Here is a 23,839-nt window from a genome sequence, read left to right as displayed (position 1 = left end):
CACCTATTATTCTTCTAAGTTATTTTTAGGATTATTCCTCTAGAGTTCTTCTGCACCCATCGTCATCATCACTGTTTTCGTCTATCTGTCTTGGGAACAATGTTGGGAAGGTAGTACAGATAGGTGATATTACCGGAGATAATTCTGGGAACCCAGTTGAAAGTACGCATAGCTGAACAGGAACTATTATCTTCTTTTCGCAGGTGATACAAAGAGCGATAATTAAATCTATTCTTACTTCGCCAGTTTCAGGACATACTTCTATATCTCTTGGGATGCTATTGGTTCCCAATCTTGTTTCACAAAGCACATTACAGAATTCTGCAAATCTTGGGAAGAATGCAGAGCCTTGAACAGATGGGATACACAATTCAAAGAAGTTTGTTAAAAGTATAGGAGCTTTTGGCGGCGCTACCGGAACATTTGCCGATATAGTAACATTAACTCTTCTATCACGATTGTCTCGTATAACTAAATCTATTTCTATTATCACATTGCCTGTTATTAAAACTCTTTGAGTTCCAAATACTGGTGTACCTCTCTCTATCGTATCACATTCGGATGTATCTGCGTATATTAATTTTTCAGTATATAATCCGTCCGGACCGACTACTTCTACAAATTCACATTTTTCATTTTTGACAAATTCCCCGCCTGATAAAATAGTGTCAGGTTCTACGCTTAAATTTCTGGGGTCTTTTATATTTGCAGGATTGAAGAACTTTCTGCATCTAATAGCTCTAATAGCAACTACTCTTGACCCAACTGGTAAATTTGGAGTAAATCTTACATTGTTTAAGGTGCTTAAAGCTTGGAGGTTGACCAAAGTAGCATCATAAACTTTTTGAACGAAAATAGGCTCTGTTACAACATTTCTAAGAGTTCCATCCCATTCACATCCGGTGGTGCCGGTACAGCATCTATCAGTGATATCTAAACTTTCTAAATCAGATTTATTGTGCGACAACATAATTGTCCTCCTCTCAAATTATATATTGTTATTCTCACTTCAATATATTCCCTTGATAATAATTTTGTTACAAAACTCATAACTATTAGTATATTAGGAGGTGTTTTTATGGTATTTTATAATGAAAAAATAATAATAGCTGAAGAAGTGAATAAGACATTGTATATAATAAGAAAAAGTAAAAAGGAAATATTTATGCATTTATTACTCGCAGATGGAGAGGGTTTTGAGAAAAGGACATTAGCTGCAGATTCAATTGAAGATTTTGATGCATGTTTTAATCACGATGAATTATTTTTAGTTTACAAAAATGAGGAGAAGGAACTTATACTTAAATCCCTTAAAGATGATAAAAATGAGGTGATAATCGAGAATTTAGACAGTATAATCTATGAGCTTAATTTAATAGTTAGAGAAGATGATAAAAATATTTTTTATATGGAGGCTTCAAAAGAAGACAAAAAAATATATTATATCAATCACATCATTTTCAATAAGGGAAAAATTGAAAAAAATGTAGTAGATAAAATTGCTGCATATAACTTCATAAATCCATTAAAAGTAATACTGGAAGAGGATAATATATATATAGCGTATTATTTTAAAAATCAGATATGTTTGAAAGAATATAATCTGACAAATAGAACATGGTCGCCGTCTTTTACTCTGACTGACAATAAAAATAAACTATATCTGGATATGGCTGTAATAGGAAACAATCTTCATCTTGTATACTCTCTCTATAAAGATGATAATTTTAATATAAAGCATGAAAAGTTTTACATCAAAAAAGATGATATAATAAAAGAAAAAGAAGAAGAGCTATCAGGAGTTGGAAATCATACGGATCCGATACTTATATATCATTTAAATAAACTCTGGGTTGTATGGAAGAGTACCAATCAGTTTTTAAGTACAGTAAGCGAGGACAACGGGGACTCATTTACGGGAAATTATACATGGAGACAGTCGCCGTCAGTTGATTGGGTAAAATATAAATATATATCAGATGTGAGAGAAAAAGGTACCAGAATAGATTATTCTTATGGGTCGTATTATCCGGAGATAAAATTCATAGGATTTGGGAAAAGTGATTAGTCTGACTAATCACTTTTAGTATAGATTTGATTCAAATAATTCTTTAATTTCATGCATATCATTGGTTTTGCCTAAAATCAGCATAAGTTTTATCCTTGCTTTTTGTCCGGGAAGGTTTCCGCCGAAGATTACTCCTGCATTTCTTAATTCTCTGCCGCCGCCTTTATAACCATATGTATCAAGAACTCTGCCGGTATTACATCTGGAAACCATAACAACAGGGATATTAATTTTTATAGCTCTTTCAATACCGGTCATCATTTTAGGGGGGACATTTCCTCTTCCAAGGGCTTCGATTACTATGCCTTTGTAGCCGGAGTCCATATAAAATGCCAATATATCGGATTCCATTCCGGGAGCGGTCTTAATCAATGCAACTTTATTTTCGATTCTATCGGTAACGATCAATTGCCTTTTGATTATATCCCTGTAAAATATTACTTCATCGTTATCCACTATACCCAATGGTCCAAATTCGGGAGATTTAAATGTATCTAAGGATAGTGTATTTGTTTTTGTAACTTGAGATGCGGCATTTACTTCGTTATTCATTACCACAAGTACACCCTTGTTTTTTGCCTTGTCGGACATAGCAGTACAAATCGCTGCCGATAAATTACTTGCTCCGTCATACCCCAATTCCGAATGATTTCTCATGGCTCCGACAACAACTATCGGTTTTTCATTGTCTATAAGCAAATCCAGCAAATATGCGGTTTCCTCCAATGTGTCAGTGCCATGGGTTACGACAACACCGGTAACATCTTCCCTTACAACGTTTTCCTTAACTACATTTGCTATTTTCATCATTATATCCGGATCTATATGAGGACTTGGTAAATTGCTAAAATTAACAACTTCTAAATCTACATAGCTGTTTATATTTGTTACTGACGAAATTATTTCATCAGCGTTTAATGCAGGAATGGCTGTATGCGATATAGGATCCAGTTTCATTGCAATTGTTCCTCCGGTGAAAACTACAACTACTTTTTTTAATGACATATTAATCCTCCTACAATTTTCTAATTTAAGGATACCATAATATTAGATAAAAAAAAAGACTCCTAAAGGAGTCTTTCATCCATATTTGGATGGAACTTAACCGTTCAAAAGGGGTATTGGGAATAGAGATCTTATTCGAGGTTACCAGGGGGATAACCTCTAAATTCATTATAGCAAATTGCGACAATATTTGCAAACAAAATATAAAAATATTTTTGTGAACTGTGCATTGTAAATTAATCTAAATTAATCCTTCATTTAAGGGGATATATCCTATATAATAGGTATAGTATACGGAATGGGGAGAAAATAAACTGTAAGAGGTGTTAATAATTTGATTTATTTAGATAATTGTTCAACAACGAAACCTAGAGAAGAAGTCGTTGAAATAATGCTAAAAGCATTAAAGGAGGACTTTGGAAACCCCTCGTCACTTCATAGATTAGGCTTAAATTCTGAAAAGGAAATAAAGACAGCAAGGAATAATATAGCAGATTATTTAAAAGTAGACAATAAAGAAATATATTTTACATCAGGAGGAACGGAAAGCAACAATATTGCTATCCAAAGTATTATAAGAAAGTTTGCCAGAAAAGGGAAACATATCATAACAACGAAAATTGAACATTCCTCCGTTTTAAATATTATGAAATACTATGAATTCCTCGGCTATGAAATTACCTACTTAAGCACAGATGAATATGGATATATTAATTTAAATGAATTTAAAAATGCTTTAAGAGATGATACGATTTTAGTATCAATAATACACGTAAATAATGAAGTAGGAGCTATACAAAATATAAGAGAAATAAAAAACATCATAAACAATTCAAGCTCAAAACCATCACTTCATCTTGATGGAATTCAATCCTTCGGTAAAATAGATTTTTCACTGAAAGCATTAGATGCAGATACTTATTCCTTCAGCGGACATAAGGTTTATGGACCGAAGGGTATCGGAGGACTTTATATTCACAATAGATTAAAGCTTTCACCTATTACATTTGGCGGCGGACAAGAGAGCGGACTACGTTCAGGCACGGAAAATGTCCCTGGTATTCTGGGGCTGGGAGAAGCTGTTAAGATATTGAGCATAAAAGCAAGAGAAGAAAGAGAAAGAGTTCAAGAGCTAAAAACATATATGGCAGAGAAAATTGATGCAGAGATTGAAGATATTAGAATCAACACTACTTTAGATGAATCATCATCACCATATATTCTAAATATTTCCTTTAGAGATGTAAGAGGAGAGGTTTTATTACATTATTTAGAGGATAAAGATATATATGTATCCACATCTTCCGCTTGTTCTTCCAAAGGCACGGAGAAAAGCCATGTGCTTAAGGAACTTAAACTGAGTAATAATGAAATAGAAGGCACCATCAGATTTTGTTTTTCCTATGAGATAAGTAAAGCTGATGTGGATTATACGGTGGATGTTTTAAAATCTTCTGTAAAAGAAATTAGAGACATAATTAGGAGGTAGTTTTATTGGATAGAGTATTGAGTGTAAGTTTAGGTGAAATTGCCTTAAAGGGTTTAAATAGGAAATATTTTGAAGATCAGCTCATTAAACAAATTAGAAGAGCAATAAAGGATTTGGGAATAGAAAAAATATATAAAGAACAAGGAAAGATATATATTGAAGGCGAAGCGGCGAATTATTCGCAAATGATGAATAGGCTTAAAAAAGTATTTGGTCTTGTATATATCAGCCCATGTTATAGGGTTGAAAAGGATGTGGATCAAATTTCCTTAGCTTCTATAGAGGCAGTGAAGGAGCTTAAAGACAAAAGAAAGATAAAGACATTTAAAGTCGATACCAACAGAGCGGACAAATCCTTCCCGATAAAGTCACCGGAATTTTCAAAAAAGATGGGTGGAATTATTTTAAGAAGTTTTGACGATTTAAATGTAGATGTTCATAACCCCGATATGTATTTATATATTGACATTAAACAAAATGCATATGTTTACACAGAGAGAATAAAAGGGTATGGAGGGCTTCCTATAGGGACAAACGGTAAAGGTTTGCTGTTATTGTCCGGAGGAATAGATAGTCCTGTAGCAGGATTTATGATGGCAAAGAGGGGGATTGAGCTTTCTTGTGTTCATTATCATTCCTACCCTTTTACCTCTGAAAGAGCAGAAGAAAAAGTAAAGGATTTGGCGCATATTTTGGCACGATATACCGGCAAATTGAATATATTTAGTGTCAATTTGTTAGATATACAAAAACAGATAAATACGAAATGCCCCGAAGATGAAATGACGATTCTTTCAAGAAGGTTTATGATGAGGATTGGGGAAAAAATTGCGAATGACCATCAGATGAATGCCCTTATAACAGGTGAAAATTTAGGGCAAGTGGCAAGTCAAACCATATATGGTCTCAATGTCACAAATCAAGCGGTAAACCTTCCGGTATTTAGACCTTTAATAGGTTTTGACAAAGTTGATATCATAAAAATAGCAAAGGATATAGAAACTTACGATACTTCAATAATGCCTTTTGAAGATTGCTGTACAGTATTTTTACCGAAACACCCGGTTACAAGACCGAAGGTTGAAGATATAATACAATCTGAAGAGGCTTTAGATGTAAATATCCTAATAGATAGTGCAATAGATAATATGAAGACATATACAATAGAATAATTAAAAATAAAACCAGTTATTTTGAACTGGTTTTATTTTTTATGGGGTAATTAAATAGTAAACTTTCAGTTTATTAGGAATTTAGAATATGTTGGAATTAGCTATATTACAGCATGAAAAAAATTTTAAAAAACATATTGCATTTCAAATTTATTTAATTTATAATAGGATAGTCGACAAAAAAGTTTAGTAAGTTTAAACATAATGTTTAATATATGGTGAAATTTTCTAGGAGGATTTTATGAAAATCGGAGAAAAAATTAAACGGTTGAGAGTTAAAAATTCGCTAACACAGGAAGAACTGGCTGACCGGTGTGAACTGACAAAAGGATTTATCTCTCAAGTAGAAAGAGATCTTACTTCACCTTCTATAGCAACTTTAGTTGATATATTAGAGGGCCTGGGTACAAACCTTAAAGACTTTTTTAATGAAACGGTAAATGAAAAAATTGTGTTCACAAAAGATGACGCTTTTGAAATGGAAAATGACGAGCTGAAATATACTTTAAAATGGATAATTCCCAATGCGCAAAAAAACATTATGGAGCCTATATTGGTTGAATTAGAGGCTGACGGAAGAACAAAAGAGGATTCACCACATGAAGGAGAAGAGTTTGGCTATGTAATAAGCGGAAGTATCAACCTTCATATTGGGAATGACCAATATAAGGTAAAAAAAGGAGAAAGTTTTTATTATAAGGCTAATTCAAATCATTATATCTCAAATGCCGGCAAGACAAAAGCCGCTGTAATTTGGATTAGCACTCCGCCAAGTTTTTGATATTAAGGGGGGAACAAATTGGAGAGACAACATATAGTTGATTTAAAAAACATTTCCAAAGAATATAACGGTGTTAAGGTTTTAGAGGATATAAACCTTTATATTAAAGAAAATGAATTTTTAACGCTACTTGGTCCAAGTGGATGCGGTAAAACTACCACATTGCGCATAATAGGCGGTTTTGAAAAACCTATGGAAGGAAAAGTCATATTTGAAGGCAAAGATATAACCAATAATCCTCCTTACGAAAGGCAGATAAATACAGTATTTCAAAGATATGCTTTGTTTCCGCATTTAGATGTATTTGACAATATTGCTTTTGGACTTAAGATTAAAAAACTATCTAAAAGTGAAATAGAGACTAGAGTCAAGGATATGCTCAGGTTAGTAAATCTAGAGGGTTTTGAAAAGCGTTCAATAGATTCATTGAGCGGGGGACAGCAGCAAAGGGTGGCTATTGCAAGAGCTCTGGTAAATGAGCCTAGGGTTTTGCTGCTTGATGAACCTCTGGGAGCTTTGGATCTAAAATTGAGAAAAGATATGCAAATAGAATTAAAAAATATGCAAAAAAGAGTTGGAATAACTTTTATATATGTGACCCATGATCAAGAAGAAGCTTTGACCATGTCTGACACTATAGTAGTAATGGATAAAGGAAGGATTCAGCAGGTTGGTACTCCTGTGGATATATATAATGAACCAAAAAATGCTTTTGTAGCAAGATTTATAGGTGAAAGCAATATCATAGATGGAATTATGCACGAAGACTATATAGTAGAGTTTTCGGGTAGGGTTTTTGAATGTGTAGACAAAGACTTTGAAAGAGAAGAAGCTGTAGATGTAGTTATAAGACCGGAAGATATGGAGATAGTAAATTCGGATGATGGAATTATAAAGGGAATGGTGACTTCGGTTATTTTCAAGGGAGTACATTACGAAATGATGTTAAAAGATGGAGATATAGAATGGAAGATTCATTCAACTATCATGAAAGAAGTGGGAACTAAAGTTGGAATAAATATTAAACCGGAAAATATACACATAATGAAGAAGGTGAATGCTCAATGAAATTAAAGCGATTTAGTTATCCTTATTTATTGTGGCTGGGAATATTTGTTGCGATTCCTCTGGTACTTGTTTTGTATTTTGCATTTACAACAGGAGATAGTCAAAATTTTGGAGAATTTCAATTTAGCTTGGACAATTTTAAAAGATTTTTCACTCCAATCTATATGAAGGTACTTATAAGGTCTGTTAATTTAGCTTTTATATCTACAGTTATAACCCTTATATTAGGCTACCCGATGGCATTGATTATTTCCAAGGAAAAACCGAGCAAAAGAAATATGATGATTTTGATGTTTGTTATTCCGATGTGGATGAATTTTCTTTTAAGGACATATGCATGGTTGACCCTATTGGGAAGAAATGGACTTATCAATACTTTAATAACTAAAATTGGGTTAAAGCCGCTAGATTTAATGTATAATGACAAAGCGGTATTGTTGGGAATGGTATACAACTTTCTGCCATTTATGGTGCTTCCCATATTTTCTGTGTTAACCAAAATAGATCAAGGACTAATTGAAGCAGCAGAGGATTTAGGAGCAAGCAGAATACAAACATTTATTAAAGTTATATTTCCTTTAAGTATTTCCGGTGTAATTACGGGAATTACAATGGTATTTGTACCCGCTATGAGTACATTTGTTATCTCAAGTCTTTTGGGCGGGAACAAATCAAGTTTAATAGGCAATATAATCGAGCAGCAATTCAGATATACAGGCGATTGGCACTTTGGGTCCTCAATGTCCATTATATTGATGATATTTATATTGATAACTATGGGACTTACATCCAAATTTGATAAAGATAAAGAAGGAGGAGGGGGTTTATGGTAGAAAAAAGCATAAAACGTATATATACTTTTCTAATTTTTATGTTTCTTTATGCTCCAATTATAGTGCTGATAATTTTTTCGTTTAACAATTCAAAATCCAGAGGTGTTTGGAATGGATTTACCCTTAAATGGTATATAGAACTGTTTAAGGATAGGGAAATATTAAAGGCTTTGTACAATACTTTGCTAATAGCCATATCCTCTTCAATTATTTCAACGATTTTGGGGACTTTTGCCGCTATCGGCATTTATAATATGAATGGAATTTTTAAGAAGATAATTCTTAACCTAAACTATTTGCCTGTATTAAATCCCGATATACTTACAGCTGTTTCTTTGATGGCATTGTTTAGGTTTTCTAAACTTGAATTTGGACTGTTTACTATGTTATTATCTCACATTACATTTTGTGTACCATATGTAATACTCTCCATATTGCCTAAGTTAAAGCAAATGAACATTTATCTCTATGAAGCGGCAATGGATTTAGGAGCAACTCCTTTTTATGCGCTGAGAAAGGTGATCATACCTCAGATTATGCCGGGTATAATCACCGGTGGACTCATGGCATTTACATTATCCATTGATGATTTTGTTATAAGTTTCTTTAATACAGGACATGGGGTATCCAATTTAAGTATTGCAATATACTCAATGGCAAGACGGGGTATAAATCCTGTAATCAATGCTTTATCAACATTGATGTTTATCAGTATGTTAATATTGCTGTTTACTATAAATAAAAGAAATGATAAGGATTTAATAGAAGGGGGAAGATAAATTGACAAAAAAAGGATTGGCATTGCTTTTAGTTTTTGTTCTGTTAGGAACTTTGGCTTTAACTGGATGCGGAGATGATACCCCAAGTATCAATGTGTATAATTGGGGAGATTATATAGATATGGATGTCATACGACAATTTGAGAAGGAATATGGCATCAAGGTAAGATATGATACTTTTGCTACCAATGAAGACCTGTATGTAAAGTTAAAACAAGGGGGAAGCAGCTATGATGTAATATTCCCTTCAGATTATATGATTGAAAGAATGACGCGAGAAGATTTGTTGGTTAAATTGGATAAGGGCAATATCCCCAATATGTCTAAAATCGATGAAAAATTCCTAAATCGAGATTATGATCCGGGTAATGAATATTCAGTTCCCTATATGTGGGGTACTGTAGGGATTATTTACAATAAGACTATGATTGATAAACCCTTGACCAGCTGGGCGGATTTGTGGAATGAAGAGTATAAGGGTCAAATAATAATGTTAAATAGCCAAAGGGATTCATTGGCAGTTGCTTTAAAGAAACTGGGATTTTCTATGAATACCAGGAACATTGATGAGCTTGAAGCGGCAAAGGAAGAGCTTGTGAGACAAAAACCATTGGTGGATGCTTATCTTGGTGATGATATAAAAGGCGTTATAGTTGCAGGAGATGCTGCTATCGGAGTCGTATGGTCAGGAGATGCTGTAGCAATGATTAGAGATAATCCTGACTTGGAATATGTAATACCTTCAGAAGGCACAAATCTATGGTTTGATGCCATGGTAATACCAAAGAACGCAAAGAACAAGGAGGGGGCAGAGAAATTTATTGATTTTATGACCAGACCGGATATTTCAGCTAAAAATACTGAATATATAGGATATTCGACGCCAATACCGGAAGCTAAAGAGCTGCTGACAGATGAAATTAAAAACAGCTTGGTAGCATATCCTACAGATGAAATGATAGAAAATACGGAAATATTCAAGGATCCAACAGATATCATCGGGGAATACGATAGGATATGGACAGAATTGACAAGTGAACAATAGAATAATTACAATTCACAATTCACAATTCACAGTTCACAATTCACAATTCACAATTTAAATCAATTCACAATTTACAATTGAAAAGATAGTGAAGAGTTGCTAAGGTTGAGCTTTGGGGTAATAAAAAGAGGAGAATAGGATTCTAAAATAAGAGATGGATATATTCCATCTCCTTTTAGTTATTAAGCAATAAATAATGGGTATTATTAAATAAAGTAAATTATAGGAGTGTGTATAAATGAACTATGCAAAATATCTAATTATAGGAAATGGAATAGCAGGACTTTCTGCCGCAAAGGAAATAAGAAAAAACGACGATAAAGATTCATTGACAATTGTATCAAGCGAACCAAGCTTAACCTATTATAGAACTAAACTTACAGAGGGAATAGCTTTGGATTTATTGGAAGATGATTTACTTATGTATGATGAAAAATGGTATGAAGAAAGAGATATTAATGTTATTTTGAACAAAATTGTTGAAAAAATTGATATAGATAACAATCAAATTGAATTAAATGATGGACAGAAAATAAAGTATGAAAAATTATTAATTGCTGCAGGCAGCAGCCCTTTTACACTACCCATAGAAGGAAAATCTAAACAAGGAACTTTTGCCTTAAGAACAACAAAAGATTTAGAGGAATTTAAAGAGTACATAAAATACTGTGAGACTGTTACGGTAATCGGAGGCGGACTTTTAGGTCTTGAGGCTGCTTGGAGTTTAAAATTGTTAAAGAAAAATGTAAATGTTATAGAACATTCACCGTATTTGTTGCACAGACAATTGGATAGGGAACTGGGAGAAAAGTTAGCGGAGAAGCTTTCCATTGAGGGAATTAATATATATTTACCAAATTCAACAGAAGAAATCCTAGGGGATGATAAGGTAAATGGAATAAGAATAAATGGGGGAGAAATAGTTCCTACAGATGCAATATTGTTTTCAACCGGAATAAGAGCAAATTTAAATTTAGTAAAAGACAGCGGTATAGTTTATAATAGAGGTATTAAAGTCAATGAATGCCTTGAAACAAATGTAGGAAATATCTACGCTGCGGGAGACGTTGCGGAAATAGACGACTTAATTATGGGTTTATGGACTGCTTCGAATGAACAAGGGCAAGTTGCCGGGAGCAATATGAGTGGTGTTGAGAAGAAATATGAGATTCCTAAAATGTTTTCCACTTTAAATATAGGAAATATCAAAGTCTTTTCCGCCGGAGATATAGTAAATTATGATAAAGTACTGGAATATAAGGACGAGTCCAAAGATATACATCATAAGCTATTTACAAGAAATGGCGAAATGGTAGGTGTTATACTTTTCGGAGATTTACAAGGGCTTAATGCTTTAAGAAATGGAGTATTCAAGCACACTAAAGTCGAAGATTATCTTGCTAAGGGTATTCAGTTTAAATAAATAACAGGAGGTAAGTATGAAATATATTACAAATCTATCAAATGATCCATGGTACAACTTAGCATTTGAAGAGTACTGTTTTAGGAATTTACCCATGGAAGATGAATATGTCATATTGTGGATAAATTCTCCTGCCATAATAGTAGGGAAAAATCAAAATACTTTGGAGGAAATAAATTCTGAATATGTAGAAGCGCATAACATTAAGGTAGTACGAAGAGTAACGGGTGGAGGGGCTGTTTATCACGATTTGGGGAATTTGAATTTTTCAATTATAACCAAAGTTAAAGGCGAGGAGAAAATTGATTTTCGACAAATAAATATCCCTATCGTGGAGTCTCTTGAAAAACTTGGTATAAGAGCAAAATTATCTGGAAGAAATGACATTACCTTGGATGAAATGAAATTATCCGGCATAGCACAGTCCATTTGGAAAAAAAGAGTGTTAAATCATGGAACTATTCTTTTCGATACCGATTTAAGTGTATTGTCAAATGCATTGAATGTTAAACAGGAGAAAATTGAATCTAAAGGAATCAAAAGCGTAAGATCACGTGTTACAAATATCAAGCCCTATTTAAAGGATGATGTTGATATTTTGACATTTAAAGAAATGCTTCTTAAAAGCATTTTTGAACATAAAAATTTACTCCCCGAAGAATATATATTAAGCGAAGAACAAAAAAAAGACATAGAAATGCTATGCAGGGAAAAGTATTCAACTTGGGAATGGAATTACGGAGAATCTCCCGAATTTAGTTTCAAGAACTATAAAAGATTTCCATTTGGGTCCATTGACATAAGATTGAATGTGAAAAGAGGTATTATTAAAAATTGTAAAATATTTGGCGATTTTTTTGGAACAGAAGATGTAGGTATTCTAGAAGAAAAATTAAGAGGAGTTAAATATAATGAGGAAGAAGTAGAAAAAATTATTGAAGATGAACCTTTGGAAAAATATTTCGGAAATATAACAAAAAAAGATTTTAAAAATCTAATGTTTAAATAATCAAAAAAATGCAAGAATTGCTTCAATAAAATTCTTTTGTGCAGCATAGTCATTCATTCATAAAAATTCAATAACTTGCAACAATTTAAGATTTTGTGTTATTATAAAAATAAACAAAATTAAAAAAAGAGGGATATAATGGAATCTATAATAGAAAGGCAAGTAGTTTTAAAAGAAGTAACATATAGAACAATTTTAAATGATTTCATAAATTTACCTTTTATGCTATATAAAGGCAATGATGCATGGGTTCCGCCATTAAAATCCGATTTTAAAAAATATGTGTCGGGCAAAAATAATTTTCTCAATGAATCAGGACCCAACATCAAGCTTGTGGCTTACAAGGATGGCATTCCGGCGGGAAGAATATTAATTGGTATAAATAACTATCTAAATAAAGCAAAAGGATTTAAGGAAGGATATATATCCCTATTTGAATCAATTGAAGATGAAGAAGTGGCTTATTCCCTATTGGAATTTGCTCAAGAATGGCTTAAAGATAAGGGTATGAACTCAATCAAAGGTCCGCTTTCGCTTCCCGGAGGAGATGACAACAGAGGATTTTTAATAGATAATTTTGAAGACCCTACCCTTATAATGAACGTCTACAACAAACCATATTATAATGACTATTTTCTCAACTTCGGATTTACTAAATACTATGACTGCTATGCATATAAGAGCTATATTGAAAACGAAAATATAGATAGATATGAAAAATTGGTTCCATATGCCATGGGAAAGTATAAATTTAAGATAGATAAGATAGATTTAAAGAATGTGGATGAAGAATTAAGTGATATAAAAGAAATTTTAGAAAACGCTATGCCAAAGGATTGGGATGATTTTATACCACCTAACGATGAAGAATTGGAATTGATGAAAAAACAACTCATACCATTTGCAGATCCGGACTTAATATATATAGCCAGAACACTGGATGGCAAACCTATAGGTTTCAATATCGCTTTACCTGACTATAATCAGGTTTTAAAGGAGCTCAATGGCAGATTGTTGCCTTTAGGAATATTTAAGTTTTTAATGTATAAACGTAAAATTGATAGATTAAGGTTTTTTGTACTATTCGTAGTACCGGAATATAGGAAAAAGGGTGTCCCATCTTCAATATATTTACAATCTTATATCGCATCGTTAAAAAAAGGTTATAATTATGGAGAAGGATCTACAATATGGGAATACAATGAAGACATGAAAAGGGATATAGAAAGATTTGGAGGAGAAATTTATAAGACTTATAGAATTTATATAAAAGATATATAAAGCAATCAAAACTCCTATGAAACGAGCGAATATTCTGAAAAATGAATGAAACAAAATTGTTATTTCAATATCGTGACCTTTAAACTGTTAATTTTTTTAATTGACAGTTTTTTTTGTAAATATACCATTGAAATCCTCATTTTGTATGTTAATATAAAGATAGTTAGATTGTTAATTATGTATGCCTTAGGGCAGTAAAATTGCATGAATTTTTAAATTTCAAAGGAGGTAAGTGCATTGGATAATAAGACTATAGTACTGGGTGTAATTGGTTCAGATTGCCACGCAGTAGGCAATAAGATCCTAGACTATTCTTTAACAGATGCAGGGTTTAATGTGGTAAATATAGGAGTTTTGTCCCCACAGGAGGACTTCATCAACGCCGCAATTGAAACAAATGCAGGGGCGATTTTAGTTTCTTCCCTATATGGTCAAGGAGAGATTGATTGCCGCGGAATGAGAGAAAAATGTGATGAAGCCGGATTAGAAGGTATTCGATTATATGTTGGAGGTAATATAGTAGTTGGTAAACAGAATTGGAACGATGTATACAAAAGGTTTAAAGATATGGGATTTGATAGGGTATATCCGCCGGGAACTTCTGTAGAGACAGCTATTCATGATTTAAAAGAAGATTTAAATTGATTAAAATGAGGGATAATAATGGATGCATATCTTTTTATTGATTTTGGCAGCACTTTTACCAAATTAACACTTGTAGATATAGCTAAAGAAGAGATAATAGCTACAGAAAAATCTTATACTACAGTTGAGACAGATGTAACTATAGGCTATAAGAATGCATTGGATAAACTAAATAAAAAAGTTAATAGAGAGTACAATATAGTTAAAAAATTAGCATGTTCTTCTGCAGCAGGGGGATTAAAGATAATTGCCATCGGCTTGGTTCCTGAATTGACTGCCGAAGCTGCAAAAAGAGCAGCATTAGGTGCAGGAGCTAAGGTAATAAAAACATATAGCTTTAATTTGAACAATGATGAGTTATCAGAAATAAAAAATTCAAATGCGGATATAATCTTACTTGCCGGAGGTACAAACGGCGGAAACAGTGATTGCATATTGCACAATGCACAAATGATTTTTAATTATAAACTAGCTATTCCGATAGTTGTAGCGGGAAATAAATCCTGTATAGATGAGGTTAAAAGAATCTTTGCGGAAGATATAGAATACTATGTTACAGAAAATGTTATGCCGGATTTAAATCATATCAATGTAGAGCCTGCAAGGGAAACAATTAGAAATATTTTCATGAAAAACATCATACATGCTAAAGGAATGGAAAATGTTCAAGATACAATCTCAGAGATATTGATGCCTACACCTGCATCAGTTTTAAAGGCTGCTGAAGTGCTTTCAGTAGGTACAAAAGATGAAGATGGTATAGGAGATTTGGCTGTTATAGATGTTGGCGGAGCTACGACAGATGTACATTCTATAGCGGAAGGAGCACCAAGCAAACCTTCTGTTATGCTTAGAGGATTGGAAGAGCCTCATTCTAAAAGAACTGTAGAAGGCGATTTGGGCATGAGGTATTCGGCTATGTCAGTATTTGAAGCTGCCGGAACAAAATTCATGAAAAAATATTTGCAATCATCATTTGACATAGAAAAAGAATTTGAAAAAAGGTCAGAGCATACTGATTTTGTAGCAGAAAGTCAAGAGGACATAGAATTTGATGAAGCAATTGCGAAGGTCTGCGTTGATATTTCCATGAAAAGACATGCAGGTGTTGTGGAGCCCATTTATTCACCTATGGGTATGATGTATTCTCAAACAGGCAAGGATTTGATGGAATTGCCATATTTGATAGGAACAGGCGGAATTATTGTAAATAGTAAAAATGCGGATAAGATTTTAGAAGCAGCATTGTTTTCAATGGATGATCCAACTTCTTTAAAACCAAGGCATCCTAAAACGTTGCTTGATGAGAGATATATCCTGTCGGCTATGGGGTTGCTTACAATGATAAATCCAAATATGGCAATTAGAATGTTGAAAAAATATATTGTTAAACTTTAGGGGGAAAACTGATGAAATTAAGGAATAAAAGGCTTTCCGATGGCGAGTTTTTTGAAATGAGAAAAGATGTCTTATCACATTGGCCAACAGGCAAAGATGTGGATTTGAAAGAAGCAGTCGATTACTTAAAAAAAGTTCCCGATGAAAAGAACTTTGCAAAGAAATTAAAAAAGGCCAAAGAAGAAGGAATTACTTTGGCTCAGCCTAGAGCGGGCGTTGCATTAATTGATAAACATATTGAATTGTTAAATTATCTTTCAAAGGAAGGCGGAGCTGATTTATTGCCTTCAACCATAGATTCCTATACAAGACAAAATAGATATGACGAATGTGAAGTCGGAATTAAGGAGTCGATTAAAAACAACAGATCTTTATTAAACGGGTTTCCGGCTGTAAATCATGGAGTTAAGGGGTGCAGAGAGGTATTTGAAAGCGTAGATAAGCCGGTACAGGCAAGACATGGTACACCGGATTCAAGATTATTGGCAGAAATCATTCATGCATCAGGATGGACTTCAAACGAAGGTGGAGGAATTAGCTACAATATCCCTTATGCAAAAGGCGTATCGGTTGAAAAATCTTTGTCCGATTGGCAATATTGTGATAGATTAGTAGGTTTCTATGGAGAACAAGGTATTGAAATAAATAGAGAACCATTCGGACCGTTAACAGGAACCTTAGTACCGCCTTCAATGGCAATTGTTACAGGAATAATAGAAGCGTTATTAGCAGCAGAACAAGGAGTTAAAAGTATAACGGTGGGATTCGGGCAATGCGGAAATATGGTTCAGGATGTTACAGCCATCAAGGTACTTGAAGAAATGACTGAAAAATATCTTAAATTATATGGTTATGATGATGTATATCTTACAACTGTTTTTCATCAATGGATGGGCGGATTCCCTGAAGATGAAGCAAAAGCCTTTGGAGTAATATCCTTTGGTTCGGCAACGGCAGCTTTGTCAGGGGCAACAAAGGTTATTGTTAAGACTCCTCATGAAGCTATAGGTATTCCTACAAAAGAGGCAAATGCTGCGGGAATTAGAGCAACCAAAATGGTGCTTAGTATGCTTGAGGGTCAAAGAATGCCGATTAGTAAAGAAATAGAGGCTGAAATGGAAGTAGTAAAGGCGGAAACAGCTTGTATCATGGATAAAACATTTGAGCTTGGGAAAGGTGATTTGGCAGTTGGTACAGTAAAGGCATTTGAATTAGGAGTAATTGATATTCCGTTTGCACCTTCAAAATATAACTGCGGTAAGATGATGCCGGCACGTGATAATGACGGTGCTGTTAGATATTTAATGGCAGGAAATGTTCCTTTTACAAAGGAACTGATCGATTTCAGCAGAGAAAAACTTGAAGAAAGAGCAAGATATGAAAATAGAAAAGTAAGTTTCCAAATGACAGTTGACGATATATTTGCAGTTGGAAAAGGCAGATTGATTGGAAGGCCGGAAGGCAAATAAGCAAACTAATAATAGGGGGAATATATAATGAAAATAGTAGATTTGATATGTTCAGAAGGTAAGACGGGATTTTATTTTGATGATCAAAAGGCTATAAAAATGGGAGCTAAACACGATGGTTTATTCTACATAGGAGAACCTCAGCTAGATGGATTTTCAGCTATTAGGCAAGCAGGAGAGAGCATCTCTGTAATGCTGATATTAGAAGATGGGCAAGTTGCATACGGGGATTGTGCTGCTGTTCAATACTCCGGAGCAGGCGGAAGAGATCCGCTATTTTTGGCAAAAGATTTTATACCTGTTATAGAAAAAGATATCAAACCATTGTTAGTAGGTAGGGATGCTGATAACTTTAAAGCTTTAGCTGAAGAATTTGATCATCTTAAAGTCAATGGAAAGAGATTGCACACTGCCATTAGATATGGTATTACTCAGGCAATTTTGGATGCTGTTGCTAAATCCAAGAAGATAACCATGGCTGAAGTTATTAAAGGAGAATACAACACAAATATTGAGTTAAAGAGGATTCCTATATTTACTCAATCAGGTGATGACAGATATATGAATGCCGATAAAATGATAATCAAGGGTGCAGATGTATTGCCTCATGGATTATTCAACAATGTTGAAGAAAAATTGGGGTTTAAAGGCGAATTGCTAAAAGAATATATAGAATGGTTAAGAGACAGAGTTAATCAATACAAGACAACAGAAGACTACAACCCTATATTCCATATTGACGTATATGGTACAATAGGACAATTGTTAAATGATGATACTAAAAAAATGGCAGATTACCTTGCAACATTAGAAGAAGCTGCTAAGCCATATAAATTGAGAATTGAAGGACCTATGGATGTAGGCGGAAGGCAAGAACAAATGGAAGCTATGAGGGACTTAAGAGCTGAATTGGACTCAAGAGGAATAAACGTTGAGTTGGTAGCAGATGAATGGTGCAATACTTTAGAAGATGTTAAATTGTTCGCAGACAACAAAGCAGGGCATATGATTCAAGTTAAAACTCCTGATTTGGGTGGAATCAACAATACAATCGAAGCACTTTTGTATTGTGAAGAAAAAGGTATCGGAGCATATTGTGGTGGAACATGCAATGAAACCAATAGAAGTGCTGAAGTTTGCTGCAACATTGCAATTGCTTGCGGAGCAAAACAAACTCTTGCTAAACCGGGTATGGGTGTAGATGAAGGATATATGATAATCAATAACGAAATGAACAGAGTATTGGCTTTAGCAAACAGAAGAGCCTAAAGTTAGATAAGGGAAGTGTAAATTTGAGAACGATAGATGCCTGTAAAATTACTGAAGCAGTAAAGAATATGGTAATAGAAGCAAATTATTTTCTGCCAAGAGACGTAATGGAAAGCTTAAAGAAAGCCAGAGAAGATGATGATTGGAAACTTTCTCAAGATATACTTGATAAGATTATAGAAAATGCAGAAATTGCCTCAAATGAAAGAGTACCTATGTGTCAAGACACAGGTATGACCGTAGTATTTGTAAAGATGGGACAGGAAGTAGTAATTGAGAACGGTTTTATTGAAGATGCAATCAATGAAGGCGTAAGACAAGGTTATGAAGAAGGCTATCTGCGAAAATCCGTAGTTAAAGATCCATTGAATAGAGTCAATACTAAGGACAATACCCCCGCAGTAGTGAACTATGAAATAGTTCCCGGAGACAAACTTACTCTAATTGTTGCGGCTAAAGGATTTGGTTCCGAAAATATGTCAAGGCTTAAGATGTTAAAACCTTCAGATGGGTTACAAGGTGTAAAGGATTTTGTACTTGAAACCGTTGAACTTGCAGGACCGAACCCATGCCCTCCAATAGTAGTGGGAATAGGAATTGGAGGAACATTTGAGAAAGTAACTCTAATAGCTAAGAAAGCTTTGATGAGGGATTTGAACAAATATAATGAGAATCCATTCTATGCTGATTTGGAAAAGGAATTGCTTGAAGAAATAAATGCTTTGGGTATAGGACCCCAAGGGTTTGGAGGCAAAACCACTGCTTTAAAAGTAGCTATAGAATATTATCCAACACATATAGCTGGATTACCTGTTGCTGTAAACATTAACTGTCATGCAACAAGGCACAAAGAAGTAACACTTTAGGAGGGTAAACATGGAAATTAAATTGAATACGCCATTCACTAAGGAAGCCTTGAAGGATTTGAAACCGGGAGACAATGTTTTGATTACCGGATATATGTATACAGCAAGGGATGCAGCTCACAAACGTCTAGTTGAGTTGGTTGAATCAGGGAAAGAACTCCCTATAGATGTAAAGGGTGCTTGTATATTCTATGTAGGACCAACACCTGCAAAGGAAGGACAGGCACTGGGTTCTGCCGGACCTACAACCAGCTATAGGATGGATGCTTATACACCTGCATTACTGGATTTAGGCTTGATGGGAATGGTCGGTAAGGGCAAGAGAGGGCCGGAAGTAGTTAAAAAGATGGTAGAGCATGGTGCAGTATATTTTGCAGCTATAGGCGGAGCGGGAGCTCTTATATCCAAGAAAATCAAAACTTCTGAAATTGTCGCTTATGAAGATTTAGGAGCGGAAGCTATAAGAAAAATATATGTAGAAGATTTTCCGGCTACTGTAATCATAGATTCTAAAGGAAACAACCTTTATGAATTGGGCAGAGAGGAGTATCTTAAATGGAAGAAAGAAGAATAACAAAGATTGCAAAAGCAGGCTCCGTGGAATCTAACGATATATTGATTATGATGTCGCCGGGAGAAGGAAGCCTGGAAGTTGAAATAGAAAGCGTAGTATACAAACAGTTCGGCGATAGTATAAGAAAAGTGATCTTAGATACTTTAGCTGAAGAAGGCATAAAAGATGCAAAAGTCATTGCTAAAGACAAAGGTGCATTGGACTTTACCATAAGAGCAAGAGTAAAGACATGTATCAAAAGGGGGATAGAAAATGAGCTATAGAACCTTGTTATTTATCCCAGGAAACAACCCGGGTATGTTATTAAATTCAGATATATTGGGCGCTGATGCCTATATTATAGATTTAGAAGATGCGGTAGCGATAAATGAAAAAGATTCAGCAAGAATATTGGTTAAAGAATATATAAATACCTTTGACAGAAATGCCGATGTATTTATTAGAATAAATCCACTTGACAGCCCCTACTTCTATGAGGATTTGGATGTAGTTAAAGATTTAAACGTTAAAGGAATTGTACTTCCAAAGGCAAGCATTGAGTCAATGGAGGCTCTGGATATATACTTAGATGAAAATAATATAGACTTTAAAATCATTGGACTTATAGAAACAGCTATGGGTTTGGAACTTTCCTTGGAAATCTTAAGCAAATCAAAAAAAGTAATAGGAGTATTGTTAGGCGCAGAGGATTTGACATTGGACTTAGGTGCTAAAAGGACAAAGAAGTCAGATGAAATCAGATATGCAAGATCACGTATCATTGCTGTATCAAAGGCATTGCAGATAGAAGCTATAGATACTCCATGGACTGACACGGATGATTATGAAGGATTAAAAATAGATACCCTAAATGCGAAGGATTTGGGAATGACAGGCAAAGCTTTGATAAGTCCCAGACATGTAGACATAGTAAATGAAATTTTTTCGCCTTCAAAAGAGGAATTAGAATATGCTGTTAGAGTTATGGAAGCTGTAAAGTCTGCAAGGGAAAAAGGATTAGGTGCTTTTTCCCTTGATGGTAAGATGGTAGATTTGCCTATTATCAAGCGGGCAGTAAATTTACTGAAAATGGGTGGAGTATATAAGGAGGAATGTGATGGACTACTTAAATAAGGATAACTTAAATACTGTAAAAATCATAGACAAATCCGATTATCCCACAAAAGGGCAAAAGCCAAGCAAAATCACCAAGGATATTGTAGAACTGTTGAGATCCCTTGATATACAAGATGGAGCCGTGCTTTCCTTCCATCATCATTTAAGAAATGGAGATAAGGTATTAAATTTAATAATGAAGGAAGTTCAAGCTTTGGGTATTAAGGATGTAACTTTGGTAGCAAGTTCACTTTTCCCAGCGCATAGCGAATTGATTCCACTATTAAAAGATGGAACTATAAAGAATATTGTAACATCATATATTTCAGGACCTTTAGGGGAAGCTATCAGCCATGGAGAACTAAAAGGACACATCATTATGCAGTCTCATGGAGGACGTGCAAGATCCATTTTAAACGGGGATATAAATATAGATGTGGCATTTATCACATCTCCAAGCTCAGACGATAAGGGCAATATTTCAGGTGTAAATGGCATTAACTCCTGCGGTTCTTTGGGATATGCAATTGCTGACAGCATGATGGCTAAAAAGGTAGTGGCTGTGACTGACTCCTTAATGCCATATCCAAACTATCCCGCAGATATTACAGAGGATTATGTAGATCATATATTGCTGGTGGATTCCATAGGTTTAAAATCAGGGATAGTATCAGGTACTACAATGATTACCAAGGATCCCATAGGGCTGAAAATAGCAAAGGATACATTGAAGGTAATGGAAGCCACGGGACTTCTCAAAGACGGAATGAGTTATCAATCAGGTGCAGGCGGTATTTCCTTGGCGGTTACATCATTTTTAAGAGATTATATGATAGAAAATAATATAAAGGGAAGCTTTGCATCAGGCGGTATCACAGGTTTTCTGACGGATATGCTTGAAGAAGGGCTATTTGACTGTTTATATGATGTTCAATGCTTTGATTTGCAAGCCATTGAATCACTAAAGAAAAATGCAAACCACTTGAGAATGAGTGGGTCACAATACGGTAATCCGGAGGTATCAGCAGTAGTAGACAATTTGGACATAGTCATACTTGGAGCCACTGAAATAGATACAGATTTCAATGTCAATGTAACTACAGGCTCACATGGATTGCTGATGGGCGGCTCAGGAGGTCATCAGGATACAGCAGCAGGAAGCAAAATATCGATTATAGTTTCTAAGCTGTTCTCCTCAAGAATCCCTCTTATTAAGGATAAAGTAGACGTAATCACAACTCCCGGAAGCACTGTAGATGTATTGGTTACAGAAAGAGGAATCTGTGTCAATCCTTTAAGAGAAGATTTAATTTCAAAATTTAAAGAAGCAAAGTTGAATGTAATAGATATCAAGGATTTAAAGGGATATTCTGAACGGATAATGGGAAAAGCAAAGAATATTGAAAAGACGGATAGAATTATTGGATTGTCCGAATACAGAGATGGAAGTATAATAGATTATATATATGAAGTAAAGAAATGATAAAGAGAGTCGCCTTCGGGCGGCTCTTTTTAATTGGGTGGGTTTGAGTTGAGTTCGACAGTTAATTAGCATATAATGGAATTAAGAATAAGTAAGGCATTGTCTCGACTGTAGTGGAGGAGTCTCGGGGGGTAAGCTTCATAGCTCAACCTTAACAATTGGGAATTGATACTTTTATTTAGGATGTGAAAAGCATGACTAAAATAATGATAGTAGAAGATGACATAATAATCGCCAAAGGTCTGGATTCGATAATCAAATCAGTAGATGAAGATATCGAAACCACAATAACTCCATACTCAAAAGAAGCTCTGGAATATGCAAACGATTGGCAATATGACTTGTTTTTTCTTGACATACAGCTATTAGATTATTCAGGATATGAGCTGGCAAAACAGATAAGAAATATTGACAGATATAAATTGACACTTATAGTGTTTATCACTGCTATACCAAATAAAGAACTATCAGCCTTTAAAGAAATACATTGCTATGACTATATCATAAAGCCCTTTAAAGATAAAGAAGTCATAGAGATAGTAAAGACGCTTGTAGGCTATTGCGGAATAGAGGAAGAAAAAGATAATTTCATAAAATTTAAACAAGGGAGTTATATGTACAAGGTAAATACTAAGGACATCATATACATAGAATCAATTCATAAAAAAATTAAGGTAACAATGGATAAAGAACAAATAGAAGTGAATAACTACACCCTGTACAGAGTGTTGAATGAATTACCGGAAGATGATTTCATTCAATGTCATAAGAGCTTTATAATCAATCGAAATTATATCAAGAAAATAAACTTGGCAAAAAATCTGATTGAGTTGAGTTCAGCAAATGTACAAGTCCCCAAAGTTCCCATAGGAAGAAAATACAAAGAAAACTTGGCTGGGAGGTATGGTTAATGAATTTATTTGAGTTAATAATGATGGGTATAATTGATATTCTTGGCTGTACAATTAGGCAGTGTAAATAATTTTGTGTATTCTCATTCTTTAATTAATAATTGGTAAAAGAATACAAAGTAATATAATATTAAAACCGACTCTTTCAAAGGTCGTTTGATTAAGTATATTGTACC

General features: G+C 34.2%; 23 protein-coding genes. 21 read left to right on the top strand and 2 right to left on the bottom strand.

Translation table 11 applies throughout. The features are described from left to right. Nucleotides 1–31 precede the first annotated feature (31 nt). Nucleotides 32–970, bottom strand: a complete 939-nt coding sequence (locus tag H8707_RS09915; RefSeq protein WP_262429999.1) for a hypothetical protein — start codon at nucleotides 968–970, stop codon at nucleotides 32–34. A gap of 108 nt (nucleotides 971–1,078) precedes the next feature. Between H8707_RS09915 and H8707_RS09910 the strand changes: the two genes are divergently transcribed. Further along, nucleotides 1,079–2,068 carry a hypothetical protein gene (locus tag H8707_RS09910; RefSeq protein WP_262429998.1) on the top strand — a complete coding sequence of 330 codons (990 nt, stop codon included), beginning with the start codon at nucleotides 1,079–1,081 and terminating at the stop codon, nucleotides 2,066–2,068. Nucleotides 2,069–2,083: 15 nt separating this feature from the next. On the opposite strand, the gene H8707_RS09905 is transcribed toward H8707_RS09910, so the two are convergent. Further along, nucleotides 2,084–3,073 (bottom strand): asparaginase, encoded by a 990-nt coding sequence (locus tag H8707_RS09905; RefSeq protein WP_262429997.1) that lies wholly within the window; start codon nucleotides 3,071–3,073, stop codon nucleotides 2,084–2,086. A gap of 334 nt (nucleotides 3,074–3,407) precedes the next feature. On the opposite strand from H8707_RS09905, the gene H8707_RS09900 reads away from it, so the two are divergent. The 20 genes from H8707_RS09900 (at nucleotide 3,408) to H8707_RS09805 (ending at nucleotide 23,663) form a co-directional block, all read left to right on the top strand. Continuing rightward, nucleotides 3,408–4,562, top strand: a complete 1,155-nt coding sequence (locus H8707_RS09900) for a cysteine desulfurase family protein (RefSeq protein WP_262429996.1) — start codon at nucleotides 3,408–3,410, stop codon at nucleotides 4,560–4,562. Nucleotides 4,563–4,567: 5 nt separating this feature from the next. After that, on the top strand, nucleotides 4,568–5,734 hold the full coding sequence (gene thiI, locus H8707_RS09895; RefSeq protein ID WP_262429995.1) for a tRNA uracil 4-sulfurtransferase ThiI: 1,167 nt from the start codon (nucleotides 4,568–4,570) through the stop codon (nucleotides 5,732–5,734). 241 nt (nucleotides 5,735–5,975) lie between these two features. Next, a complete protein-coding gene (locus H8707_RS09890) occupies nucleotides 5,976–6,515 on the top strand; it encodes a helix-turn-helix domain-containing protein (protein ID WP_262429994.1) in 540 nt (179 codons plus the stop codon). A gap of 18 nt (nucleotides 6,516–6,533) precedes the next feature. Continuing rightward, complete coding sequence (gene potA, locus H8707_RS09885; protein ID WP_262429993.1) at nucleotides 6,534–7,583, top strand: spermidine/putrescine ABC transporter ATP-binding protein; 1,050 nt, start codon at nucleotides 6,534–6,536, stop codon at nucleotides 7,581–7,583. Further along, complete coding sequence (locus tag H8707_RS09880) at nucleotides 7,580–8,416, top strand: ABC transporter permease (RefSeq protein ID WP_262429992.1); 837 nt, start codon at nucleotides 7,580–7,582, stop codon at nucleotides 8,414–8,416. The genes potA and H8707_RS09880 overlap by 4 nt, the downstream gene beginning before the upstream one ends. Beyond that, entirely contained in the window at nucleotides 8,410–9,195 is a 786-nt protein-coding gene (locus H8707_RS09875; RefSeq protein WP_262429991.1) for an ABC transporter permease, read from the top strand. Before H8707_RS09880 ends, H8707_RS09875 begins: the two co-directional genes overlap by 7 nt. Nucleotides 9,196–9,211: 16 nt before the next feature. After that, nucleotides 9,212–10,240, top strand: coding sequence for an ABC transporter substrate-binding protein (locus tag H8707_RS09870; RefSeq protein ID WP_394354659.1), 1,029 nt, complete (start codon nucleotides 9,212–9,214; stop codon nucleotides 10,238–10,240). A gap of 238 nt (nucleotides 10,241–10,478) precedes the next feature. Further along, entirely contained in the window at nucleotides 10,479–11,663 is a 1,185-nt protein-coding gene (locus tag H8707_RS09865; protein ID WP_262429989.1) for an NAD(P)/FAD-dependent oxidoreductase, read from the top strand. A gap of 16 nt (nucleotides 11,664–11,679) precedes the next feature. Beyond that, nucleotides 11,680–12,672, top strand: a complete 993-nt coding sequence (locus H8707_RS09860; protein WP_262429988.1) for a lipoate--protein ligase — start codon at nucleotides 11,680–11,682, stop codon at nucleotides 12,670–12,672. Between the two features lie 138 nt (nucleotides 12,673–12,810). Next, nucleotides 12,811–13,953: a GNAT family N-acetyltransferase gene (locus H8707_RS09855; protein ID WP_262429987.1), complete on the top strand. Its 1,143-nt coding sequence runs from the start codon at nucleotides 12,811–12,813 to the stop codon at nucleotides 13,951–13,953. 237 nt (nucleotides 13,954–14,190) lie between these two features. Continuing rightward, complete coding sequence (glmS, locus tag H8707_RS09850) at nucleotides 14,191–14,598, top strand: methylaspartate mutase subunit S (RefSeq protein ID WP_262429986.1); 408 nt, start codon at nucleotides 14,191–14,193, stop codon at nucleotides 14,596–14,598. Nucleotides 14,599–14,616: 18 nt separating this feature from the next. Further along, entirely contained in the window at nucleotides 14,617–15,996 is a 1,380-nt protein-coding gene (gene glmL, locus H8707_RS09845; RefSeq protein ID WP_262429985.1) for a methylaspartate mutase accessory protein GlmL, read from the top strand. 11 nt (nucleotides 15,997–16,007) lie between these two features. Further along, nucleotides 16,008–17,465, top strand: a complete 1,458-nt coding sequence (locus tag H8707_RS09840) for a methylaspartate mutase subunit E (RefSeq protein WP_262429984.1) — start codon at nucleotides 16,008–16,010, stop codon at nucleotides 17,463–17,465. Nucleotides 17,466–17,492: 27 nt separating this feature from the next. Beyond that, nucleotides 17,493–18,734, top strand: coding sequence for a methylaspartate ammonia-lyase (locus tag H8707_RS09835; RefSeq protein ID WP_262429983.1), 1,242 nt, complete (start codon nucleotides 17,493–17,495; stop codon nucleotides 18,732–18,734). 23 nt (nucleotides 18,735–18,757) lie between these two features. After that, entirely contained in the window at nucleotides 18,758–19,600 is an 843-nt protein-coding gene (locus H8707_RS09830) for a fumarate hydratase (protein ID WP_262429982.1), read from the top strand. Between the two features lie 10 nt (nucleotides 19,601–19,610). Then, nucleotides 19,611–20,174: a Fe-S-containing hydro-lyase gene (locus H8707_RS09825; protein WP_262429981.1), complete on the top strand. Its 564-nt coding sequence runs from the start codon at nucleotides 19,611–19,613 to the stop codon at nucleotides 20,172–20,174. After that, entirely contained in the window at nucleotides 20,156–20,437 is a 282-nt protein-coding gene (gene citD, locus H8707_RS09820; protein ID WP_262429980.1) for a citrate lyase acyl carrier protein, read from the top strand. The genes H8707_RS09825 and citD overlap by 19 nt, the downstream gene beginning before the upstream one ends. Beyond that, nucleotides 20,427–21,287 (top strand): HpcH/HpaI aldolase/citrate lyase family protein, encoded by an 861-nt coding sequence (locus H8707_RS09815; RefSeq protein WP_262429979.1) that lies wholly within the window; start codon nucleotides 20,427–20,429, stop codon nucleotides 21,285–21,287. Before citD ends, H8707_RS09815 begins: the two co-directional genes overlap by 11 nt. Then, nucleotides 21,271–22,752 carry a citrate lyase subunit alpha gene (citF, locus tag H8707_RS09810; protein ID WP_262429978.1) on the top strand — a complete coding sequence of 494 codons (1,482 nt, stop codon included), beginning with the start codon at nucleotides 21,271–21,273 and terminating at the stop codon, nucleotides 22,750–22,752. The genes H8707_RS09815 and citF overlap by 17 nt, the downstream gene beginning before the upstream one ends. A 194-nt stretch (nucleotides 22,753–22,946) precedes the next feature. Next, the gene (locus H8707_RS09805) at nucleotides 22,947–23,663 is read left to right on the top strand and encodes a LytR/AlgR family response regulator transcription factor (RefSeq protein ID WP_262429977.1); all 717 of its coding nucleotides are present in this window, start codon (nucleotides 22,947–22,949) and stop codon (nucleotides 23,661–23,663) included. Nucleotides 23,664–23,839 lie beyond the last annotated feature (176 nt).

The sequence above is a fragment of the Paratissierella segnis genome, from assembly GCF_014385195.1.
Taxonomy (GTDB): Bacteria; Bacillota; Clostridia; order Tissierellales; family Tissierellaceae; genus Paratissierella; species Paratissierella segnis.
Note: the sequence above shows the minus strand (reverse complement) of the source record. Positions and strands in the feature narration are given on the sequence as shown.